General features: G+C 72.5%; 20 protein-coding genes. 14 read left to right on the top strand and 6 right to left on the bottom strand.

The features are described from left to right. Positions 1–13: 13 nt before the first annotated feature. Both polX and VFO26_RS00625 read left to right on the top strand, forming a co-directional pair. A complete protein-coding gene (gene polX / locus VFO26_RS00630; protein WP_325112928.1) occupies positions 14–1,720 on the top strand; it encodes a DNA polymerase/3'-5' exonuclease PolX in 1,707 nt (568 codons plus the stop codon). Further along, a complete protein-coding gene (locus VFO26_RS00625) occupies positions 1,717–3,021 on the top strand; it encodes a pyridoxal phosphate-dependent decarboxylase family protein (RefSeq protein ID WP_325112927.1) in 1,305 nt (434 codons plus the stop codon). Before polX ends, VFO26_RS00625 begins: the two co-directional genes overlap by 4 nt. Here the strand turns inward: VFO26_RS00625 and otsB are convergent. Beyond that, positions 3,018–3,728 carry a trehalose-phosphatase gene (gene otsB, locus VFO26_RS00620; RefSeq protein ID WP_325112926.1) on the bottom strand — a complete coding sequence of 237 codons (711 nt, stop codon included), beginning with the start codon at positions 3,726–3,728 and terminating at the stop codon, positions 3,018–3,020. The genes VFO26_RS00625 and otsB overlap by 4 nt on opposite strands. 21 nt (positions 3,729–3,749) lie before the next feature. Between otsB and VFO26_RS00615 the strand changes: the two genes are divergently transcribed. From VFO26_RS00615 to VFO26_RS00605, 3 genes are read left to right on the top strand one after another with little or no spacing between them, the layout of a single operon-like run. Continuing rightward, positions 3,750–4,121, top strand: coding sequence for a sulfite exporter TauE/SafE family protein (locus VFO26_RS00615; protein WP_325112925.1), 372 nt, complete (start codon positions 3,750–3,752; stop codon positions 4,119–4,121). Further along, the gene (locus VFO26_RS00610) at positions 4,118–4,498 is read left to right on the top strand and encodes a sulfite exporter TauE/SafE family protein (protein ID WP_325112924.1); all 381 of its coding nucleotides are present in this window, start codon (positions 4,118–4,120) and stop codon (positions 4,496–4,498) included. The genes VFO26_RS00615 and VFO26_RS00610 overlap by 4 nt, the downstream gene beginning before the upstream one ends. A gap of 12 nt (positions 4,499–4,510) precedes the next feature. After that, positions 4,511–5,989 (top strand): M23 family metallopeptidase, encoded by a 1,479-nt coding sequence (locus VFO26_RS00605; RefSeq protein ID WP_325112923.1) that lies wholly within the window; start codon positions 4,511–4,513, stop codon positions 5,987–5,989. On the opposite strand, the gene VFO26_RS00600 is transcribed toward VFO26_RS00605, so the two are convergent. After that, entirely contained in the window at positions 5,986–6,510 is a 525-nt protein-coding gene (locus tag VFO26_RS00600) for a hypothetical protein (protein ID WP_325112922.1), read from the bottom strand. The genes VFO26_RS00605 and VFO26_RS00600 overlap by 4 nt on opposite strands. 70 nt (positions 6,511–6,580) lie before the next feature. Between VFO26_RS00600 and VFO26_RS00595 the strand changes: the two genes are divergently transcribed. Genes VFO26_RS00595 through VFO26_RS00570 form a run of 6 tightly spaced genes read left to right on the top strand, consistent with a single transcriptional unit; the run spans position 6,581 to position 9,903 of the window. Then, positions 6,581–6,718 (top strand): hypothetical protein, encoded by a 138-nt coding sequence (locus tag VFO26_RS00595; protein WP_325112921.1) that lies wholly within the window; start codon positions 6,581–6,583, stop codon positions 6,716–6,718. A gap of 42 nt (positions 6,719–6,760) precedes the next feature. Beyond that, positions 6,761–7,423 carry a hypothetical protein gene (locus VFO26_RS00590; RefSeq protein ID WP_325112920.1) on the top strand — a complete coding sequence of 221 codons (663 nt, stop codon included), beginning with the start codon at positions 6,761–6,763 and terminating at the stop codon, positions 7,421–7,423. Next, positions 7,420–8,193: a sugar phosphate nucleotidyltransferase gene (locus VFO26_RS00585; RefSeq protein WP_325112919.1), complete on the top strand. Its 774-nt coding sequence runs from the start codon at positions 7,420–7,422 to the stop codon at positions 8,191–8,193. The genes VFO26_RS00590 and VFO26_RS00585 overlap by 4 nt, the downstream gene beginning before the upstream one ends. Next, a complete protein-coding gene (locus tag VFO26_RS00580; RefSeq protein ID WP_325112918.1) occupies positions 8,190–8,669 on the top strand; it encodes a dTDP-4-dehydrorhamnose 3,5-epimerase family protein in 480 nt (159 codons plus the stop codon). Before VFO26_RS00585 ends, VFO26_RS00580 begins: the two co-directional genes overlap by 4 nt. Further along, positions 8,621–9,454, top strand: coding sequence for a dTDP-4-dehydrorhamnose reductase (rfbD, locus tag VFO26_RS00575; protein WP_325112917.1), 834 nt, complete (start codon positions 8,621–8,623; stop codon positions 9,452–9,454). The genes VFO26_RS00580 and rfbD overlap by 49 nt, the downstream gene beginning before the upstream one ends. Before the next feature lie 47 nt (positions 9,455–9,501). Then, positions 9,502–9,903 carry a hypothetical protein gene (locus VFO26_RS00570; RefSeq protein WP_325112916.1) on the top strand — a complete coding sequence of 134 codons (402 nt, stop codon included), beginning with the start codon at positions 9,502–9,504 and terminating at the stop codon, positions 9,901–9,903. Here VFO26_RS00570 and VFO26_RS00565 read toward each other — a convergent pair. Then, positions 9,845–10,399, bottom strand: coding sequence for an SRPBCC family protein (locus VFO26_RS00565; RefSeq protein WP_325112915.1), 555 nt, complete (start codon positions 10,397–10,399; stop codon positions 9,845–9,847). The two genes, VFO26_RS00570 and VFO26_RS00565, sit on opposite strands and share 59 nt — an antisense overlap. 62 nt (positions 10,400–10,461) lie before the next feature. Between VFO26_RS00565 and rfbB the strand changes: the two genes are divergently transcribed. Genes rfbB through VFO26_RS00550 form a run of 3 tightly spaced genes read left to right on the top strand, consistent with a single transcriptional unit; the run spans position 10,462 to position 14,587 of the window. Continuing rightward, a complete protein-coding gene (gene rfbB / locus VFO26_RS00560) occupies positions 10,462–11,451 on the top strand; it encodes a dTDP-glucose 4,6-dehydratase (protein WP_325112914.1) in 990 nt (329 codons plus the stop codon). Positions 11,452–11,475: 24 nt separating this feature from the next. After that, positions 11,476–12,840, top strand: coding sequence for a SpoIID/LytB domain-containing protein (locus VFO26_RS00555; protein WP_325112913.1), 1,365 nt, complete (start codon positions 11,476–11,478; stop codon positions 12,838–12,840). A 25-nt stretch (positions 12,841–12,865) separates the two neighbouring features. Next, a complete protein-coding gene (locus tag VFO26_RS00550; protein WP_325112912.1) occupies positions 12,866–14,587 on the top strand; it encodes a S8 family peptidase in 1,722 nt (573 codons plus the stop codon). 32 nt (positions 14,588–14,619) lie between these two features. Here the strand turns inward: VFO26_RS00550 and VFO26_RS00545 are convergent, their stop codons facing one another. Genes VFO26_RS00545 through VFO26_RS00535 form a run of 3 tightly spaced genes read right to left on the bottom strand, consistent with a single transcriptional unit; the run spans position 14,620 to position 17,544 of the window. Further along, on the bottom strand, positions 14,620–15,267 hold the full coding sequence (locus VFO26_RS00545; protein WP_325112911.1) for an acyltransferase: 648 nt from the start codon (positions 15,265–15,267) through the stop codon (positions 14,620–14,622). Then, positions 15,257–16,231, bottom strand: coding sequence for a Gfo/Idh/MocA family oxidoreductase (locus VFO26_RS00540; protein WP_325112910.1), 975 nt, complete (start codon positions 16,229–16,231; stop codon positions 15,257–15,259). The genes VFO26_RS00545 and VFO26_RS00540 overlap by 11 nt, the downstream gene beginning before the upstream one ends. Then, positions 16,228–17,544: a nucleotide sugar dehydrogenase gene (locus tag VFO26_RS00535; protein ID WP_325112909.1), complete on the bottom strand. Its 1,317-nt coding sequence runs from the start codon at positions 17,542–17,544 to the stop codon at positions 16,228–16,230. The genes VFO26_RS00540 and VFO26_RS00535 overlap by 4 nt, the downstream gene beginning before the upstream one ends. Positions 17,545–17,662: the final 118 nt, after the last annotated feature.

The following is a 17,662-nucleotide window of genomic DNA, read 5'->3' as shown; positions in this document are numbered from 1 at the left end:
ATATGATCGGCGGATGCCCTCGCTGCCGAGGAACGCGGACGTCGCGGACGCGCTCGACGAGCTCGCGGACGTCTCGGAGATCCTCGGCGAGCAGGGCTTCCGGGTCCTCGCCTACCGGCGGGCGGCGACGCGGATCCGCGAGACGGGTGCGTCGATCGCGGAGCTCGCGCTCCAGGGGACGGCCAAGGAGCTCCCCGGGATCGGCGGCACGATCGAGGCAAAGATCGTCGAGATGACCGAGACCGGCTCGATGGAGGCGCTCGAGAAGCGCCGCGCCGAGGTTCCCGACGAGGTCACCCAGTTCGTCCGCCTGCCCGGCCTGGGGCCGAAGACCGCTGCGAGGATCTGGCGGGAGCTCGGCGTGACGACCCTCGACGGGCTGCGCGAGGCGGCGGAGCAGCAGCGCGTCCGGGCCCTGCAGGGCCTCGGTGCGAAGAGCGAGCAGCGCATCCTCGACGCGCTCGCAAAGGGACTGGGGCCGGAGCCGGAGCGCCGCGGCCTGCTCGGCGTCGGCCTCCCGGTCGTCCGCGACGTCGTCGAGGCGCTCCGCGCGCACCCGTCGACGGTCGACGTCTCGGGGGCGGGAAGCGTGCGGCGCGGGAAGGCGACCTTTCGGGATCTCGACGTGATCGCGACCGCCACCGACCCAGCGGCGCTGACCGCGCACTTCGTCACCCTCCCCTGGGTGCTCGAGGTGGCCGCGCACGGCGACACGAAGGCCACCGTCGTCACCAAGCAGGGGCTCCGGCTCGACCTGCGTGTCGTCCCGCCCGAGGACTTCGGCAGCCTGCTGCAGCACTTCACGGGGTCGAGAGACCACAACATCGCGCTGCGCGAGGAGGCGCAGCGGAGAGGGCTCTCGGTCTCGGAGTACGGCGTCACGGTCGCCGAGACCGGGGAGGTGCACCGCTTCCGGACAGAGGACGAGCTCTACCGCTTCCTGGGCTACGAGCTGATCCCTCCGGAGCTGCGCGAGAACGGCGGCGAGCTCGAGGCGGCCAGGAACGGAAGCCTCCCGGAGCTCGTGGAGGTCCGTCACCTCGTGGGGGAGCTGCACTGCCACTCCACCTGGTCGTCGGACGGGAAGGGCTCCATCGAGGAGATGGCTCGCGCCGCCCACGCCCTCGGAAACCGGTTCCTCGTCCTCACGGACCACTCGCACTACCTGCGCGACGCGCGCATGGAGGCGCAGTGGCGCGAGATCGAGGCGGTCAACGAGCGCGTGAAGCCGTTCCGGGTGCTCAGAGGCGTCGAGGCCAACATCCGTGCCGACGGCTCCGTCGACGTCGCCGACGAGGTGCTCGCCGAGCTCGACTGGGTCGTGGCGTCGCTCCACACCGCGTTCGACCGCAATCCGACGGAGCGGGTGCTCTCCGCGCTCGACCACCCCCACGTCGACTGCATCGGGCACCTCACCGGGCGCAAGCTGAACCGCCGCGAGGGCGCAGAGGTCGACGTGGAGAAGGTGGTCTCCCGGGCCGTCGAGACCGGCACCGCACTGGAGATCAACAGCCAGCCCGACCGCCTCGACATGCGCGACGTCCACGCACGCCTCGCCGGCGAGGCCGGCGTGCTCGTGCCGATCACGACCGATGCCCATTCGACGGGCGCTCTCGCGTATCGCGAGCTCGGCGTCGCGCAGGCGCGGCGCGCCTGGCTGACGAAGGAGCAGGTGCTCAACACGCGGCCGTGGCGCGAGATCTCGAAGCTGCTCAGGTGAGCGCGTTCCGGGACGACGGCGCCGCGGCGCTCGAGTGGGCCGCGGCGTACCTCGAGCGGGTGCGGGAGCTCCCGGTGCTCTCCCAGGTCGAGCCGGGGGCGATCCGCGCAGCGCTACCGGAGCGCGCGCCCGACGCCCCGGAGCCGTTCGAGGCCGTGCTGCGCGACCTCGACGAGGTGCTGCTCCCGGGGCTCACGCACTGGCAGAGCCCCCGCTACTTCGCGTACTTCGCGACCACCGGCTCGGAGCCGGGGATCCTCGCCGAGCTCCTCGCGGCGACCCTCAACCAGGTGGGGATCCTGTGGCGCACCTCCCCCGCGCTGCAGGAGCTGGAGGAGGTGACCCTGGGCTGGCTCGCCGAGCTGCTCGGGCTGCCGGAGGGGTTGCACGGGCACATCGAGGACACCGCCTCGACCGGGCTCGTGACCGCGCTCGCCGCGGCGCGCGCCGCGGCGCCGGGCAAGCGCGTGGTGGTCTGCTCGGAGCACACGCATTCGTCGACCGCGAAGGCTGCGCGCCTGCTCGAGCTCGAGCTCCGCGCCGTGCCCGGCGACGACGACTTCTCGATGAGGCTCGACGGCATCGACCTGACCGACGCATGCGCCGTCGTCGCCACGATCGGGACGACGTCGAGTGCCGCGATCGATCCCGTTCCCGCGCTCGCCGATCGCTGCGCCGTGGCCGGAGCGTGGCTCCACGTCGACGCCGCCTACGCGGGCAGCGCGGCGGTCTGCCCCGAGCTGCGCCCGCTCTTCGCCGGCTGGGAGCGCGCCGACTCGATCGGCGTCAACCCGCACAAGTGGCTCTTCACGCCGATGGACTGCTCGGCCTTCTGGAGCTGCCGGCCGGACGACCTGCGCAACGCGTTCAGCCTCGTCCCGGAGTACCTCCGCGCGAGCGAGGACGTCGTCAGCCTGAGCGAGTACAGCGTCCCCCTCGGGCGCCGGTTCCGGGCGCTCAAGCTGTGGGCGGTGCTGCGCTGCTACGGGCGCGAGGGGCTGCAGGAGACGATCCGCGAGCACCTCCGGCTCGCCGCCCTCTTCGAGGGATGGGTGCGCGAGGAGCCCGGCTGGGAGGTCTGCGCGCCGCGTCACTTCTCGCTCGTCTGCTTTCGGATGGACGGGTCGGACGAGCAGAACGAGGCGCTGCTCGAGCGGGTCAACGCCACCGGAGAGGCCTTTCTCTCGCACGCCAGGCTCGGCGGTCGCTTCGTGCTGCGCCTTGCGATCGGCAACGCCCGCACGGCCGAGGACGACGTCCGCGTCGCCTGGGACGTGCTGCGGCGCGAGGCGCGCGCCTAGAGCCGCCGCAGGAGCTGGAGCACGCCGTCGGTGCCCTCGACGACGACGTCGGCGGCCTCGAGCAGCTCGGGCGGTGCCTCCGGCGAGTCGACCGCGACGCGCACGCCGACCTCGAGCCCGTCGAGCCCCGCGAACGCGTCCACGTCCGTCCGGTCGTCGCCTGCGTAGAGCGCGCGCTCCACCCGCGCCCGCCCGACCAGCGTCCGGACCGCAGTGCCCTTGTGCGCCTCGAGGGGCGGCCGGACCTCGAGCACCATCCGTCCCCAGCGCGGGACCAGGCCCTCGGCCTCGGCGGCCGCCGCCACGCGTGTGAGGTAGGCGCGCGCGACGGCCGCGTCGTCCGCGCGGCGGAAGTGGAAGGAGACCGTCAGCGGCTTCCGCTCGGCCGGCCAGTCGACGCCCCGTGCGAACTCGGCGATCCTCCCGGCCCACTCCGCCGCGGCCGGGTCGAGCTCGAGGCCGTGCTCCCCGACGATCGACACCCCAGGGGCCTCGATCATCCGCTCGACCTGGTCTCCCGGCCGTCCGCTCACGCACGCGACGAGCGCGTATCGGCCCACCAGCCGGCGGAGCTCGGCGCGGGCCTCGTCGGGGACACGGGCGTCCTCGGGCACCTCCTCGATCGGAGCCAGCGTGCCGTCGACGTCGAGCAGGATCGCAGCGCGCCCGGGCTCGGCGGCGAGGAGCCGCAGGAGGTCGTCGGGCATGGGCGACCTAGGATACGAGCGGTGCGATCCGAACGGCTCCCCATGACCGCGCGGCTCGCTCTGATCGGTCTCGTGGCCGGGGTGTTCTCGGCCCTGTTCGGCGTCGGAGGCGGGATCATCGTGGTCCCCCTCCTCGTCGTCCTCGCCGCGTTTCCTGCTCACGCGGCCGCCGCGACCTCGCTCGGCGCGATCCTCGTCACCGCGGCCGCGGGGGTCCTCCTCTACGCCGTCCGCGGCGAGGTGCGACCGTGGTACGCCCTTCTCGTGGGCGTCCCGGCGGTCTTCGGCGCCGTCGTGGGCGCGCACCTGCAGCAGCGGATCTCGGGCCGGGAGCTGACGCTCGCCTTCGCGGGACTGCTCGCCGTCATCGGAGCCTGGCTGATCGCCGGATGAGCGCGTGGACGATCGCGGCCGCGCTCGGGCTCGGGCTCGGGGCGGGCCTGCTCTCGGGGATCTTCGGCGTCGGCGGCGGGATCCTGTTCGTCCCGACGCTCGTGCTGCTCGGCCTGGGCCAGGTGGAGGCGTCCGCGACGTCGCTGCTCGCGATCGTGCCGACCGCGGCAGTCGGCACGATGCGCCAACGGTCGTACGGCAACCTGAGGGTGCGACCGGCGCTCGTGGTCGGGGTCGTGTCCATCGCAGGGGCGGAGCTGGGCATCCAGATCGCAACCCGCATCGACGAGGCCCTGCTACGGCGCCTCTTCGGGGTGCTGCTCCTCGCCGTCGCGGCGCAGCTCGCGCTCCAGGTCGTCCGCGACCGCGGGCGCTAACCTGGGTCGATCGTGAGGAGCGCCCGCGCAGTAGTCGTGCTCCTCCTCGGCGCTGCCGTCGCGGGCCTCGCCGCGGCGGCACCGGGGGCACCCGACGCGACCGACACGAACGCAACGGCGCTCGTCGCCCAGGTGAGCATCCCCGGTCAGGCCGGAGGCGCAGGCGCCCAGCTGTCCGCCCCGCCGACGGCGAGCGGCGGCGGCGCGTTCTCGTTCCCGGCCGACGGGTCCGTGCTGCGCATCGGCGCCTCGACGGCGACGACGACCGCGCAGCCCGGCACCTCGTCCTCCGCGGAGGGAACGATCCGCGCGCTCGCCGTCACGGCGCTCGCAGGGGAGGTCGTCGCGGAGTCGGTGAACGTGCGGGCGGGTGCGGCCGCCGGCCCGGCGGGCGCGACGGGCGACGCCGGGACGTCGACGATCACCGGTCTCGTCGTCCTCGGCCAGGCCGTCACTCCGACGGGCAACGTCCAGCTTCCGCTGGCGGACTGGGGCACGCTGGACGTGCTGGGATCGACGCGCTCGACGTCGGACGATCCACGCTCCGCGGAGACCGCCGTGACGGGTCTGCGCATCCGGCTCATCGCGGAGCACCTCGGCCTCCCCGTCGGCACGGAGATCGTGGTGGGTCTCGCGACGGCCCGCGCCATCGCCCAGCCGGCGCCGACGACGACGACGCCACCGCCCGGCGTGGACGGAGCCCCTCGCGCTGCGGCGCCTGGCGCTTCGGCGCGGCCGACGCCGACCCCTCGCCCGCGGCCCGCGCCGAATGCGCCGCGCGAGCCCGGGCGGTCGATCCCGGGCGCGCCGCCGGAGGTCGTGCGCGCCGCGCCCGAGGTGACCGCGCGCCTCTCGCGGAGCGGCTACGTGTTCCCCGTCTTCGGCCCGGCGGCTTTCGGCAACACTTTCGGCGCCTTCCGTGCCGACGTGTCCGGCAAGTGGCACCACGGCGAGGATCTGGTCGCCCCCTTCGGGACCCCCCTGCTCGCCGTCGCCGACGGAACGCTCTTCTCCGTGGGCTGGAACGACGTCGGCGGCTGGCGCCTCTGGCTGCGGGACGCGGCCGGGAACGAGTTCTACTACGCCCACCTGAGCGCCTACTCGCCGCTCGCGATCGCCGGCAAGCGCGTGAAGGCAGGCGACGTGCTCGGGTTCGTGGGGGACACGGGCGATGCCGAGGGCGGGCCCCCGCATCTCCACTTCGAGATCCACCCGGTCGAGTACCTCGCGTACGGATACGACGGCGCCGTCGCGCCCTACCCGTTCCTGGTCGCGTGGCGCCGCGCCGAGGACGTGTCGTTCTCCTCCGGCCGCACCTACCTCCTCGGCGAGGACGGGCTCGCGGGACCGCCCGGCGCCCCGGTCGCCTCGGCCCAGGCGGGGGCGGTCCTTCTCGACGCCGACGACATCTCGGCTGCGAGCGGGCTCGTGCCCGGCGCCCTGAAGCGGGCGCTCGCCGGTGGCGAGGCCCGCTCCGGCGCAGGGCCCTAGCTGGAAGCCTTCGAGGCCTTCGCCTTGACGTCGGAGGCGACGTCCCCGGCGGTGTCTGCCGCGGAGGATGCAGCGTCCTCGGTCGCGTCCACGACATCGGCCGCAGGAGCGTCGAACGTCTCGAGCGGCTGGAGGTCGTCGCTGCCCGCGATCATGTCGAGAAGCTTCTCGCGGGTCTGCGGGCCCGTCCACGGGTTGTAGAGCGCCCCGGCGACGACGCCGGCGAGGAGCACCATGTTGCGGCCCTTGTGGCTCTTCTTCTTCTTGCCCTTGAGCGTGTCCTTCGCGCTCATGAGGTCGTCGAGGGCGCGTCGCATCTGCTCCTGCGCCTTCTTGTCCGTCGCGAGCGCCTTGGCCGACCCGCTGACGCCGTTCTGCTTGGTCAGGGGCCCGTACAGCTCACGGGCAGCGCCGAGCGCGTCCTTCAGGTCCTTGCGGAACTCCTCGTCGCGCAGCGCCCGCTCGAGGTACGGCTTGACCAGCTCGAGCGTGTCCACCATCTTCGCCGCCTTCTTCGCCATCGCGGCCTTCCTTTCGTTTCGGGAGAGCGTCGCTGAAGTATTACCCGCCCGGCCGCTTTACGATGCATCCGTGATGCGGCTCAAGCGGATCGCGCTCGCACTGGCCGGCCTGGCGGCCCTGCTGACCTACGTCTGGGTGGCCGCCGTGCGCGCGGTTCCCGGTGTCAAGAGCCGGAAGGCAGCCGCTCGCGCGCGCCGGCGCGCCTGACCCGCACCGCACGGGCGGATACCCCTTCGCGCATCGAGCACGGTGATCCACCCTCCGCACATCCGCGGCGGCCCGGCGGTCAGGACCGCTTCGCTCGTCGCCGGCCTCTTCCTCTTCGCGCTCGGGATCGTCATGCAGCTCGAGTCGGGCCTCGGCCTCGGGCCGTGGGACGTGCTCAACCAGGGGATCAGCGAGCGGACGCCCCTCTCCTTCGGAGCCGCGAACGTCGCGGTCGGGCTCGCCGTCCTGGTCGCCTCCTGGGCGCTGGGCGCCCGGATCGGCCCCGGCACGGTCGCGAACGCGATCCTGATCGGGGTCTTCGTCGACCTCCTGCTCGAGGCAGGTCCGCTCGACTCGCTCTCCGAGCAGTCGCTGGGCGTCCGCATCTCGGTGCTCGTCGCTGCGATCCTCCTGATCGGGCTCGGGTCGGGGCTCTACATCGGCGCGGCCATGGGCGCCGGGCCGCGTGACTCGCTGATGCTCGTGGGCGCTCGTCGCACGGGTGTCAGGCTCGGCGCGGTGCGCGCTGCGCTGGAGGTGGCCGTCGCCGCGGCCGGGCTCGCGCTCGGCGGGACGGTCGGCATCGGCACCCTCGCCTTCGCGTTCGGCATCGGCCCCGCAGTCGAGCTCGCGTTCGGAGCGCTCGTCCGCGCCGGGGTCGCCGCCCCGCAGCAGCACGGCCACGAGTACGATCGCGCGTCATGAAGGGCCTCGTCTGCGCCGGTGGGGAGGCGACCCGTCTCGGGGAGCTGACCCGGGTCGCGAACAAGCACCTCCTCCCCGTCGGCCGCTGGCCGATGATCTACTACCCGCTCCAGCTGCTGGAACGCGCCGGGCTCCAGAGCGTCCTCGTGGTCACCGGCAAGGGGCACGCGGGCCAGATGATCGACCTGCTCGGGGACGGCCGGCTCACCGAGCGCGGGACGGAGTCTCCGCTGCTCTCGCTCGACCTCACTTACAAGGTGCAGACCCAGCCCGGGGGGATCGCCCAGGTCGTCGGCATGGCACGCGACTTCGCGCAGGGCGAACGACTCGTCGTCGTGCTGGGCGACAACGTCTTCGAGCGCTCACAGGCGGCGGCGATCCAGGCCTGGGCGTCGGGTGAGGACCGGGCTCTGATCTTCGTCAAGGATGTTCCCGACCCGGAGAACTTCGGTGTCGTCGTGTACGAGGACGGCCGGGTCGTGGACATCGTGGAGAAGGCGGGCGTCGTCGACAAGCGCTTCGACGCGCCCCCCACGAACGAGGCGGTCGTGGGCCTGTACTGCTTTCCCCCCGACGTCTTCGACGTGATCGGCCGGCTCCAGCCTTCCTCCCGCGGCGAGCTCGAGATCACGGACGTCAACCGGCACTACGCCGAGGAGGGCCGGCTCGACGTGGTGCGCGTCGAGGGCTGGTGGGAGGACGCGGGCAAGCACTGGCAGCACCTCGCGGAGATCGGCCGGCGCGTCGACGAGACCGGCGCCAACGGATGACCGACGCTCGGCTTCGCGTCGACGGCGTGCTGCGGATCCCGCTGCGTCGCTTCGAGGACGAGCGCGGCTGGTTCTGCGAGCTCCGCCGCGACAGCGCCCTGCCCCGCCCGACCGTGCAGACGAACCTCTCCTTCTCGCGGGCGGGCGTGATCCGGGGGCTCCACTACCACGAGCGAGGCCAGGACGACCTCTTCGCGTGCCTCCAGGGCACGGCGCGCGTCGTCGTCCTCGACCGAGAGACGGGGGCGACGTTCACCGAGGACATCGGCGACGAGAACCCCGTCGCGATCTACGTGCCGGGCTACCACGCCCACGGCTTCGAGGCGCTGACCGACCTCCTGTTCTGTTACCACGTGACCGAGGAGTACGACCCCGCCGACCCGGACGAGCACGGGGTCTCGTGGGACGATCCCCGGGTCGCACACCTGTGGAGCACCACGACGCCGATCCTCTCCGAGCGCGACGCCGCACCCTGATCACGGGCGCCGGCGGGCAGCTCGGCCTCGCGCTCACGCACGCGTTCGCCGACGACGACGTTCTGGCCCTGGGGCGCGAGGGGTGGGACGTCCGCCTCGACCCACCACCGCTTCCGTGGGCTCCGGAGCTTGTTCTCCACGCGGCCGCGTGGACGAACGTCGACGGTGCCGAGGACGATCCGCAGGGCGCCGCGGCGGCGAACGTCGGCGGGACGGCCCACGCAGCCGCCCTGGGCGCGCCGCTCGTTGCCTTCTCGAGCGACTACGTGTTCGACGGCACGAAGGGCAGCCCGTACCTCGAGTCGGACGCGCCGCGACCGCTCTCGGCGTACGGGCGCACCAAGCTGCACGGCGAGGCGGCCGCGGGCGAGCGCGCCTGGATCGTCCGCTCCAGCTGGCTCTTCGGCGAGACCGGGCACAACTTCGTGCGGACGATGCTCCGCCTCGGGGCGGAGCGCAAGGAGGTCGCCGTCGTCGACGACCAGCGCGGCTGCCCCACCTACGTCGGCCACCTGGCCGCCGCGACGCGCGAGCTGGTGGACGGCGGCGCGGGGTTCGGCATCTGGCACCTCGCCGCAGGAGGCGACTGCACCTGGGCCGACTTCGCCACGGCGATCTTCGAGGAGGCCGGGCTCGCGTGCCGCGTGCGGAGAATCCCCTCGGCGGAGTTCGGCGCGAAGGCGCCTCGTCCCGCCCTCTCGATCCTGCGCAGCGAGAAGGGGGCTCCCGAGCTGCCGCACTGGCGCGACGGGCTCCGCGCCTGCCTGGCCGGCCTGCGGGGCTGATGCCGCCCCTCGGGTTAGCTCCTTCCGGATCGGGGAAAGACCACTGCATGGGCCGCAACGTCCTCGTCGTGAGCACGGTCGACCATGCAGACGACACTCTGCGCGCCCGGATCGGCGACGACGTCGACGAGGTACGTGTCGTCGTGCCGGTCGTCCAGCAGGGCTTCATGGACTGGCTCGCGAACGACGAGCGCGCCGCCACGCACGCCGAGGAGGAGGCCGCGCGCCTGGAGGAAGAGCTGCCGGCGGTGTCCGATGCACGGAAGGGCGAGGCGGACGTGCTGCTCGCGATCCAGGACGCTCTCGCGACGTTCGACGCCGACGAGATCGTCGTCGCGCTCCGTCCCGACGACGAGACCCAGTTCGCGGAGCGGATCGCCCAGGAGGACCTCAGGCCGAGCGTCGCCGGAGTCCCGGTGCGGGCGGTCGTGATCCACGAGCAGGGCTAGGCGGCGCCTGCTCCTCGAGCAGGCCGACGATCCTCTCCTGGCCGCGCTGCATCGCCCAGCGGTGATTCCACGCGAACAGCGGTCGCAGCAGCGGTGTCAGGTGCCTGACGATCGGTTTGCGGATCTCCACGTCCCAGTCGAGGACGACAAGCGTGCCTCCGTCGACTTCGGTCAGCGTCCAGGTCCCCGTGCCGACGAAGTCGCCGCGGACGCCGGAGACCAGGCGCCTCGGGACGACGGCCTCGACGCAGGTCAGCTCCCAGCGCAGGCGGTACGGCAGCCGACCCCGCGTGAGCAGCCAGGCCCGCTTGCCGGGTGCGGCAGGGCCGTCGTCCCCGGCTCCCCGGAGGAACGCGTCGCTCCACCACGTGGGGTAGTCGCGCGGGCGGGAGAGCAGCTCGTACACCCGGTCGGCGGACGCCGGGACGTGCCACTCGTCGACGAACCGGTAGCGAGCCACATCCCGTTCTTCGCGGTCCACGTCCGATCGGTTCACGCAACTCCTCGTCGGGGCCTGGCTCCATGCCCGACGGAGGCATGTCGACTACCCTTCTGCGGATGCGCGTCCTCGTGACCGGCGGCGCCGGCTTCATCGGCTCGCACTACGTCAAGCGGCTGGCCGCGGCCGGGGACGACGTCGTCGTCCTCGACAAGCTGACGTATGCGGGGAACCCCGCCAACCTCGACGGGACGGGCGTCGAGCTCGTCGTCGGCGACATCGCCGACCCCGAGATGGTTGCGAAGGCCGGGACCGGCTGCGACGCGATCGTGAACTTCGCTGCCGAGACCCATGTCGATCGCTCGATCCTCGGGCCGAAGGAGTTCGTCGCGACGGACGTCCTCGGGACGATGACGCTCCTCGAATGGGCGCGCTCGACCGGTGCGCGCTACGTCCAGGTCTCGACCGACGAGGTCTACGGTGACCTCGAGGCCGGCGGCAGGGCGCTCGAGGACGACCCTCTGAGGCCGTCGAGCCCGTACAGCGCCGCCAAGGCGGGCGGCGACCTGCAGGTGCTGGCCTACGTGCGCACCTACGGCGTCAACGCCTCGATCACGCGAGGCGCGAACACGTTCGGGCCGAACCAGTACCCGGAGAAGCTCGTCCCGTTGTTCGTCACGAACGCGCTCGACGGCGAGCCGCTCCCGGTGTACGGCGACGGCAAGCAGGTGCGCGAGTGGCTCCACGCGGAGGATCACTGCGCCGGCGTCGACCTCGTCCTGCGCGAGGGCGCGCCGGGCGAGATCTACAACATCGGCGGCGAGGACCACGAGAACCTCGAGGTCACGCACCGCATCCTGGAGCTCACCGGCGCGAAACCCGATCTCGTCCGCCATGTCGAGGATCGCGCCGGCCACGACCGCCGCTACGCGGTCGACGACGCGAAGCTCCGACGCCTCGGCTGGTCGCCCCAGCGCTCCTTCGGCGAGAGCGGCCTCCGCGAGACCGTCGACTGGTACCGCTCGAACCGCGCGTGGTGGGAGCCGATCAAGTCGGGCGACTACCGGCGCTACTACGAGGAGCAGTACGCGGAGCGGCTTCAGGCCTAGCGGCCGGCCGCCGACACGAGCTTCATGCGCCGCCTCTTCGCCATCGTCACGCTCCTCGCCGCGCTCGCGGCCGCGACGGCGACGACCCCGCCCGCGGCCACCGGCACGCCCACGACGTTCGTGCTCGCCGGCGGGGGCTGGGGTCACGGCGTCGGGATGAGCCAGTGGGGCGCGTTCGGCCAGGCAAAGGCGGGACGTGGCTTCGAGCAGATCCTGCAGCACTACTACCGGGGCACGGAGCTCGGGTCGGCTCCGGCGGCGGTGCTCGACCGCGTCAGGGTTCTCGTCGGCAACGGCCTTGCCTCGGTCGCGGTCACGAACGCGATCGCGGTGTTCGACGGGGAGGGCAAGCGTCACGCGCTGCCCGTACGGTCGGTGACCGTCGACGGGAAGCTCGAGCTGCCGGTCGGCAAGCACGACAAGCCCCTCGCGCTGGCCGGCCCGCTGACCTTCCGTGCGGCGCGCGGCTCCTACCTCGCCGTCGGCGGCAAGTCGTTCCGTGGTGACCTTCGCGTGGCGAGGGCCGGCGCGCGTCTCCAGCTCGTCAACGTCGTCGGTCTCGAGGATTACCTGCTCGGCGTGGTGCCGGGCGAGATGCCGAAGGACTGGCCGCTGGAAGCGCTCAAGGCGCAGGCGGTCGCCGCGCGGACCTATGCCGTCGGGCACCTCGTCAAGGGCAAGGGCTTCGACCTCTACTCGGACTGGCGCAGCCAGGTGTACTACGGCGTCGGCTCCGAGGCTCCCGGGCCGACCCGGGCAGTCCAGGAGACCCGTGGCCGGATCCTCACCTTCGACGGCGCTCCGGCGCAGACGTTCTACTTCTCCTCGAGCGGCGGCCGCACGATCAGCGCGCTCGACGCCTTCGGCTCGGACGTCCCGTACCTCGTCGCGGTCGACGATCCGTGGGACGAGGTGTCCCCGAACCACGCGTGGCCCGCACAGCTTGTCACCGCTCGCCAGCTCGCGAATCGCTTCGGCCTCCAAGCACCCGTCGCCGACGCCGCCTACGTGCCCGGCGAGCCGGGCAAGCCTGCGGCGCTGCGACTGACCAGCGTGAAGGGCACCACCACCGACGTGCGGCTCAGCGACGTGCGGGCGAGGCTCGGCCTCAAGTCGACGGGGTTCCGGCTCGGAGTCCTGCGGCTCGATCGGCCGGCGCCGCCGAGTGCGCCGGGTGGCGCGCTCCGGCTCACGGGCCTCGCGCGCGCACTGGGTGACGTCGTGCTCGAGCAACGGGATCGGTCGGGGGCCTGGGTGACCGTCAAGCGACTCGTACCGTCCGCGAGCGGGACGTTCGTGGTCACGCTGCGTCCGGTCGCCACGACCGTCTATCGGCTCTCCGCCGACGGCCTGGGAGGGCCGCCGTTGACGGTCCGGGTCGCGGCGTGAGCCCGAGCGCCCAGGTGGGCGATCGATGGTGTACGTGACGCCACGCGGTGTCCCAGACGAGGCGACCGGGGCGCCGTCCAACCAGTGCCGATCGTGGATCGGCCGCGTCGTGCGCGCATCGGCCGCCGTTGCGGCGCTCGCCTGGCCGGGCGCGAGCCTCGGCGCGGGATACACCCTGGGGCTCACCCCGGATGCAGACCCCGCGTCCGTCACCGCCGCCGTGGAGCGTGCCACGGGCGAGCGGCCACGCAGCCTGACGCCCCTGCGGGCTCTCGCCGTCGAAACCCGCCCGGTGGGCCTGCACCGGCTGCCCGGGGTCGCCTGGGTCGAGCCGGAGCGGGTGCGCCGACTCTCGTTCGTCCCCTCCGACCCGCTCGCCTCGAGGCAGTGGTACGCCGTCGCGAACCGCGCGTACGATGCGTGGGAGACGCCTCCGCCGCTCGCCCCGGTGCGTGTCGCGGTGATCGACTCGGGCGCCGACCTCGGCCATCCGGACCTCGCGGGCCGTATCGTCGGCGCGAGAAGCTTCGTCGGGGGCTCTGCGCAGGACACGCGGGGGCACGGCACGATCGTCGCGGGGATCATCGCCGCCGAGCTCGACAACGCCACGGGGATCGCGGGTCTCGCGCCCTCGGCCGAGCTCCTGATCGCGAAGGTCGTGGCGCCGAGCGGCACGATCTCGGTGCAGGCCGAGGCCCGTGCGATCCACTGGGCGGTCGACAACGGAGCCCGCGTGCTGAACATCAGCCTCGGTGGGCTGCGCGACCCCCGGAACCCGAGCCGGGACACCTTCTCGCGTCTCGAGCAGGAGGCGGTCGCGTACGCGGTCAAGAAGGGCGCCGTGATCGTGGCGGCGGTCGGGAACTCGGATCAGGCGCCTCGCACACCGTGGCGCTTCGCGAGCTACCCGGCCGCGCTGCCCCACGTCCTCGGCGTTAGCGCGCTCACGCGCAACGGGGCATCGCCGGGCTTCTCCAACCGTGACGCGGTCTACAACGATGTCGCCGCGCCGGGGGAGGACGTCATCTCGACCTTCCCACGGTCGCTCACCGTCGAACGGGCGGGCTGCCCCGACCAGGGGTACACCCCGTGCGCGACGAGCGAGTTCCGCCCTCCGGAGGGAACGTCGTTCTCCGCGCCGCAGGTGACGGCCGCGGCGGCGAACCTGCTCGGGGCACGTCCGCTCCTGCGCCCGGACCAGGTGACGGCGATCATCGAGCGCACGGCGGCCGACGCGACCCCGCAGACCGGCTGCCGTGCATGTGCACCCGGCCGCGACGCCTACACGGGGTGGGGTGCGCTGGACGCCACGACGGCGGTGGAGGCACTCGGCGGCCAGCTCCCTGCACGAGACGGGCACGAGCCGAACGACGACGCGGGCGACGACGCCTTCCGGCTGTACTTCCCCGCGGGCGAGGAGGCGCGCTTCGTGAAGGCGTCCGTCGACTTCTGGGACGATCAGGACGACGTCTACAGCGTCTACCTCCGCCGGGGCGAGAAGCTTTACGCCTCGCTCGTCCCGTCGGTCCTGGCCGACGTCGTGCTGGCGTTGTGGCGGCCGGAGACGGTCTCCGTCTCCGACCTCGCGCGGCAGGAGCTCCGGGTGCGGCTCTCGAACCGCCCGGGCCGCCGCGAGCGGCTCTCGTGGACGGCGACCGAGGAGGGATGGCACTTCCTCCACGCACGCCTGACCGCGCCGAGCACGCCGCCCGTGGCCTATCGTCTGTCGATCGTCCGCACGGGCTAAGCGGCGTTGCCGCCCACGGCCTCACGGGCGAACTAGTCGCGCAGCAGCTCGCCATCGGGAACCTCGCGGATGACCCGCGCAGGACTCCCGACGACGACTGCGCGCGGCGGCACGTCCTTCGTCACGACGGCACCCGCCCCGACGAACGCCTCTGCTCCGACCTCGATCCCCGGGCAGAGGACCGCGCCGCCTCCGACCCGCGCGCCGCGTCGGATCGTCGGGCCCTTCATCAGCTCGCGGCGCCTCTCCGTGCGGCCCATGAAGTTGTCGTTGGTCGTCACCACGCACGGCGCGATGAAGACGTCCTCCTCGAGCGTGGAGTAGGCGGTCACGTACGCGTCGGCCTGGATCCTCGTGCGCGCGCCGATCGTCGTGTCGTTCTCGACGAGGGAGCCTCGCCCCACCACGACGTCGTCGGCGACCTGCACACGCTCTCTTACGCAGGACTGGTCTCCGAGGATCACGCGGGCACCGATCGTGGAGCCCGCGAACACGATCGCGCCGGTCGAGATCACGCTTTCCTCGCCGACGACCGTCGGGGGAAGCGGCTCGCGGCTCGCGGTGGAGCGCGGAGAGAGCGTCGGCTGCTTGCCGACGACCGCGTGCTCGAGCACCTTCACGCCCTCGCCCAGGATTGTGCCGGGGTGGACGACCGCGGTTGGGTGGATCTCAGCGGCCATCGCGGAGGCTCACGGTCAGCCGGTCCAGCGCCCGGACGACCGCCAGCCCGTCGTGCGCCTCGCGATGGTCCCCCGGCCCCTCCTCCACGAGCCGCAGGAAGTGCTGCAGCTCGAGCCTCAGCGGCTCGTCGTTGGCGATCTTGGGGCTGAAGATGTCGCCCGTGCGCGTGCGCCACTCGCCGTAGGTCGAGGCCGGCTCCCACGGCGCCTTCTCGTAGACCGTCACCTTGCGCTCGAGCTCCATGTCGTCGAACACGACCATCTTCTCGCGACCCACGACGGTCATCCTCCGCATCTTGTGCGGGTCGAGCCAGGAGAGGTGCATGTGCGCGACCTTGCCGGAGGGGAAGCGGAGGAAGCAGAACACGACGTCCTCGATCCCCTTCTGCAGGTAGTCCATCCCGTACGCGACGGCCTCGGTCGGCTCCTCCCCGAGGAGCCAGAGGATCACGGAGAGATCGTGCACCCCTAGCGACCAGAGCGCGTTCTCGTTCGAGCGGATCACGCCGAGGTTCTGCCTGTTGCCGTAGACGCACGCGACCTCGCCGAGCGCGCCGCTGTCGACGAGCTCCTTCACCTTCGCCAGGCCCGGGTGGTAGAGGAGCAGGTGGCCCGGCATCAGGACGAGGCCCCTGGTCTCCGCGAGCTCGACGAGCTCCTCCATCTCCTCGCCGCGCATCGCCGGCGGCTTCTCGACGAAGACGTGCTTCCCGGCCTCGAGCGCCTGCCTGGCGAGCTGGTAGTGCGTGGGGACGGGGGTGGCGATCACGACGGCCTCGACGTCCTCGTCCGCCAGTAGCTCGTCGAAGGACGCCGTCAGTCGCGCCTGGGGATACCGCGGCCCGTACTCGGCGAGGCGTCCCTCGTCCGTGTCGCAGACCCATGCGAGGTCGGCCAGCTCGCCCACGACGCGGACGACGTTGCTCCCCCACCCGCCGACGCCCGCGTGGGCGACGCGGGTCAAAGCTTCCAGACCTTCTCGCTCGTGATCCCGGCTCGGCCGGTCGCGTTCCGCAGGTCGACCACGAGCTGCGCGTCCTCGACCAGCTCCCCGTAGTCGATCCCCGAGTGGGCCGTCGCGATCACGACCGCGTCGTACGCTGCGGGCTCGAACGGGACGGAGGCAAGGTCGATCCCGTCGGAGGCGAAAGCCGGGACGTGCGGATCGTGGTACTCGACGGTCGCGCCCGCGTTCTGGAGCAGCTCGATCAGCTTCACCGCGGGTGACTCGCGCCAGTCCGAGATGTCCGCCTTGTACGCGACCCCGAGAACGAGCACGCGCGAGCCCGCGAGCGACTTGTGGGCGCCGTGGTTGAGCGCCTGCGACACGCGCGAGCGGCAGTAGTAGGGCATGTTCTGGTTGACCTCGCCCGCGAGCTCGATGAACCGCGTGGAGAAGTCGTACTCGCGCGCCTTCCACGTGAGGTAGAAGGGGTCGATCGGGATGCAGTGGCCGCCGAGGCCCGGCCCCGGCTGGAACGCGGCGAACCCGAACGGCTTGGTCGCCGCCGCGTCCACGACCTCCCAGATGTCGATCCCCATCCGGTCGCACAGCTGCGCCATCTCGTTGACGAGCGCGATGTTGACCGAGCGGTAGATGTTCTCGAGCAGCTTCGTCAACTCCGCCGCCTCCGGAGAGGAGACCCTGTGGATCGTGTCCACGGCCGAGCCGTACAGGGCGGCGGCCGCCTCGGTTGACGCCGCGTCGATCCCCCCGACGACCTTCGGCACGGTCTTCGTCGTCCAGTCGACCCGGCCGGGGTCGACCCGCTCGGGGGAGAACGCGAGGTGGAAGTCGCTGCCGGCCACCAGCCCCGACTCCCGCTCGAGCACGGGCAGGAGCTGCTCGCGGGTGGTGCCGGGATACGTCGTCGACTCGAGCACCACCAGGTGACCACGACGCAGCCGCCTGCCGATCTCCGCTCCGGCGTCGAGGACGATCGAGAGGTCCGGCTCGCGCTGCTTCGAGAGCGGCGTCGGCAGCGCGATCAGGATCGCGTCGACATCGCGGAGCACGTCGTAGTCGGTCGTGGCGCCGAGCCCGCGGTCTGCCACGAGCTTCGCCAGCGTCTCGGAGGAGACGTCCTCGATGTAGCTCTGGCCGCGCCGGAGCCGCTCCACGCGCTGCTCGTCGATGTCGACGAGGACGACCCGCCGCCCGGCCTCGGCGAACACCTGCGCGAGCGGGACGCCGACGTATCCGGCGCCGACGATCGCCACCTCGTACGTGGCCGTCTTCGGCGGGGCCTCCGGCGCGGTCGTCTCGGGCGTGGTCACGGCGCGGAATGCTACCCGCGCGGTTGGTCGTGACAGGGGGCCGGCGCACGGCGCGAATCACCTGGACAACCCGGCCGCCCGGCTGCAGTCGGCCGCCCCGATCGGGCGGCTCGTCGTG

Origin of the sequence: Gaiella sp., from assembly GCF_035710885.1 — a bacterium.
Taxonomy (GTDB): Bacteria; Actinomycetota; Thermoleophilia; order Gaiellales; family Gaiellaceae; genus Gaiella.
This window is presented reverse-complemented; position numbering and strand designations above follow the sequence as displayed.

What these genes read in the sequence shown, in the direction of transcription:
- polX (WP_325112928.1), top strand. Translation starts at nt 14, where the DNA reads ATGCCCTCGCTGCCGAGGAACGCGGACGTCGCGGACGCGCTCGACGAG.
- otsB (WP_325112926.1), bottom strand. Translation starts at nt 3,728, where the DNA reads ATGCCCGACGACCTCCTGCGGCTCCTCGCCGCCGAGCCCGGGCGCGCT.
- VFO26_RS00610 (WP_325112924.1), top strand. Translation starts at nt 4,118, where the DNA reads ATGAGCGCGTGGACGATCGCGGCCGCGCTCGGGCTCGGGCTCGGGGCG.
- VFO26_RS00600 (WP_325112922.1), bottom strand. Translation starts at nt 6,510, where the DNA reads ATGGCGAAGAAGGCGGCGAAGATGGTGGACACGCTCGAGCTGGTCAAG.
- VFO26_RS00585 (WP_325112919.1), top strand. Translation starts at nt 7,420, where the DNA reads ATGAAGGGCCTCGTCTGCGCCGGTGGGGAGGCGACCCGTCTCGGGGAG.
- VFO26_RS00580 (WP_325112918.1), top strand. Translation starts at nt 8,190, where the DNA reads ATGACCGACGCTCGGCTTCGCGTCGACGGCGTGCTGCGGATCCCGCTG.
- VFO26_RS00570 (WP_325112916.1), top strand. Translation starts at nt 9,502, where the DNA reads ATGGGCCGCAACGTCCTCGTCGTGAGCACGGTCGACCATGCAGACGAC.
- rfbB (WP_325112914.1), top strand. Translation starts at nt 10,462, where the DNA reads ATGCGCGTCCTCGTGACCGGCGGCGCCGGCTTCATCGGCTCGCACTAC.
- VFO26_RS00555 (WP_325112913.1), top strand. Translation starts at nt 11,476, where the DNA reads ATGCGCCGCCTCTTCGCCATCGTCACGCTCCTCGCCGCGCTCGCGGCC.
- VFO26_RS00550 (WP_325112912.1), top strand. Translation starts at nt 12,866, where the DNA reads ATGGTGTACGTGACGCCACGCGGTGTCCCAGACGAGGCGACCGGGGCG.
- VFO26_RS00545 (WP_325112911.1), bottom strand. Translation starts at nt 15,267, where the DNA reads ATGGCCGCTGAGATCCACCCAACCGCGGTCGTCCACCCCGGCACAATC.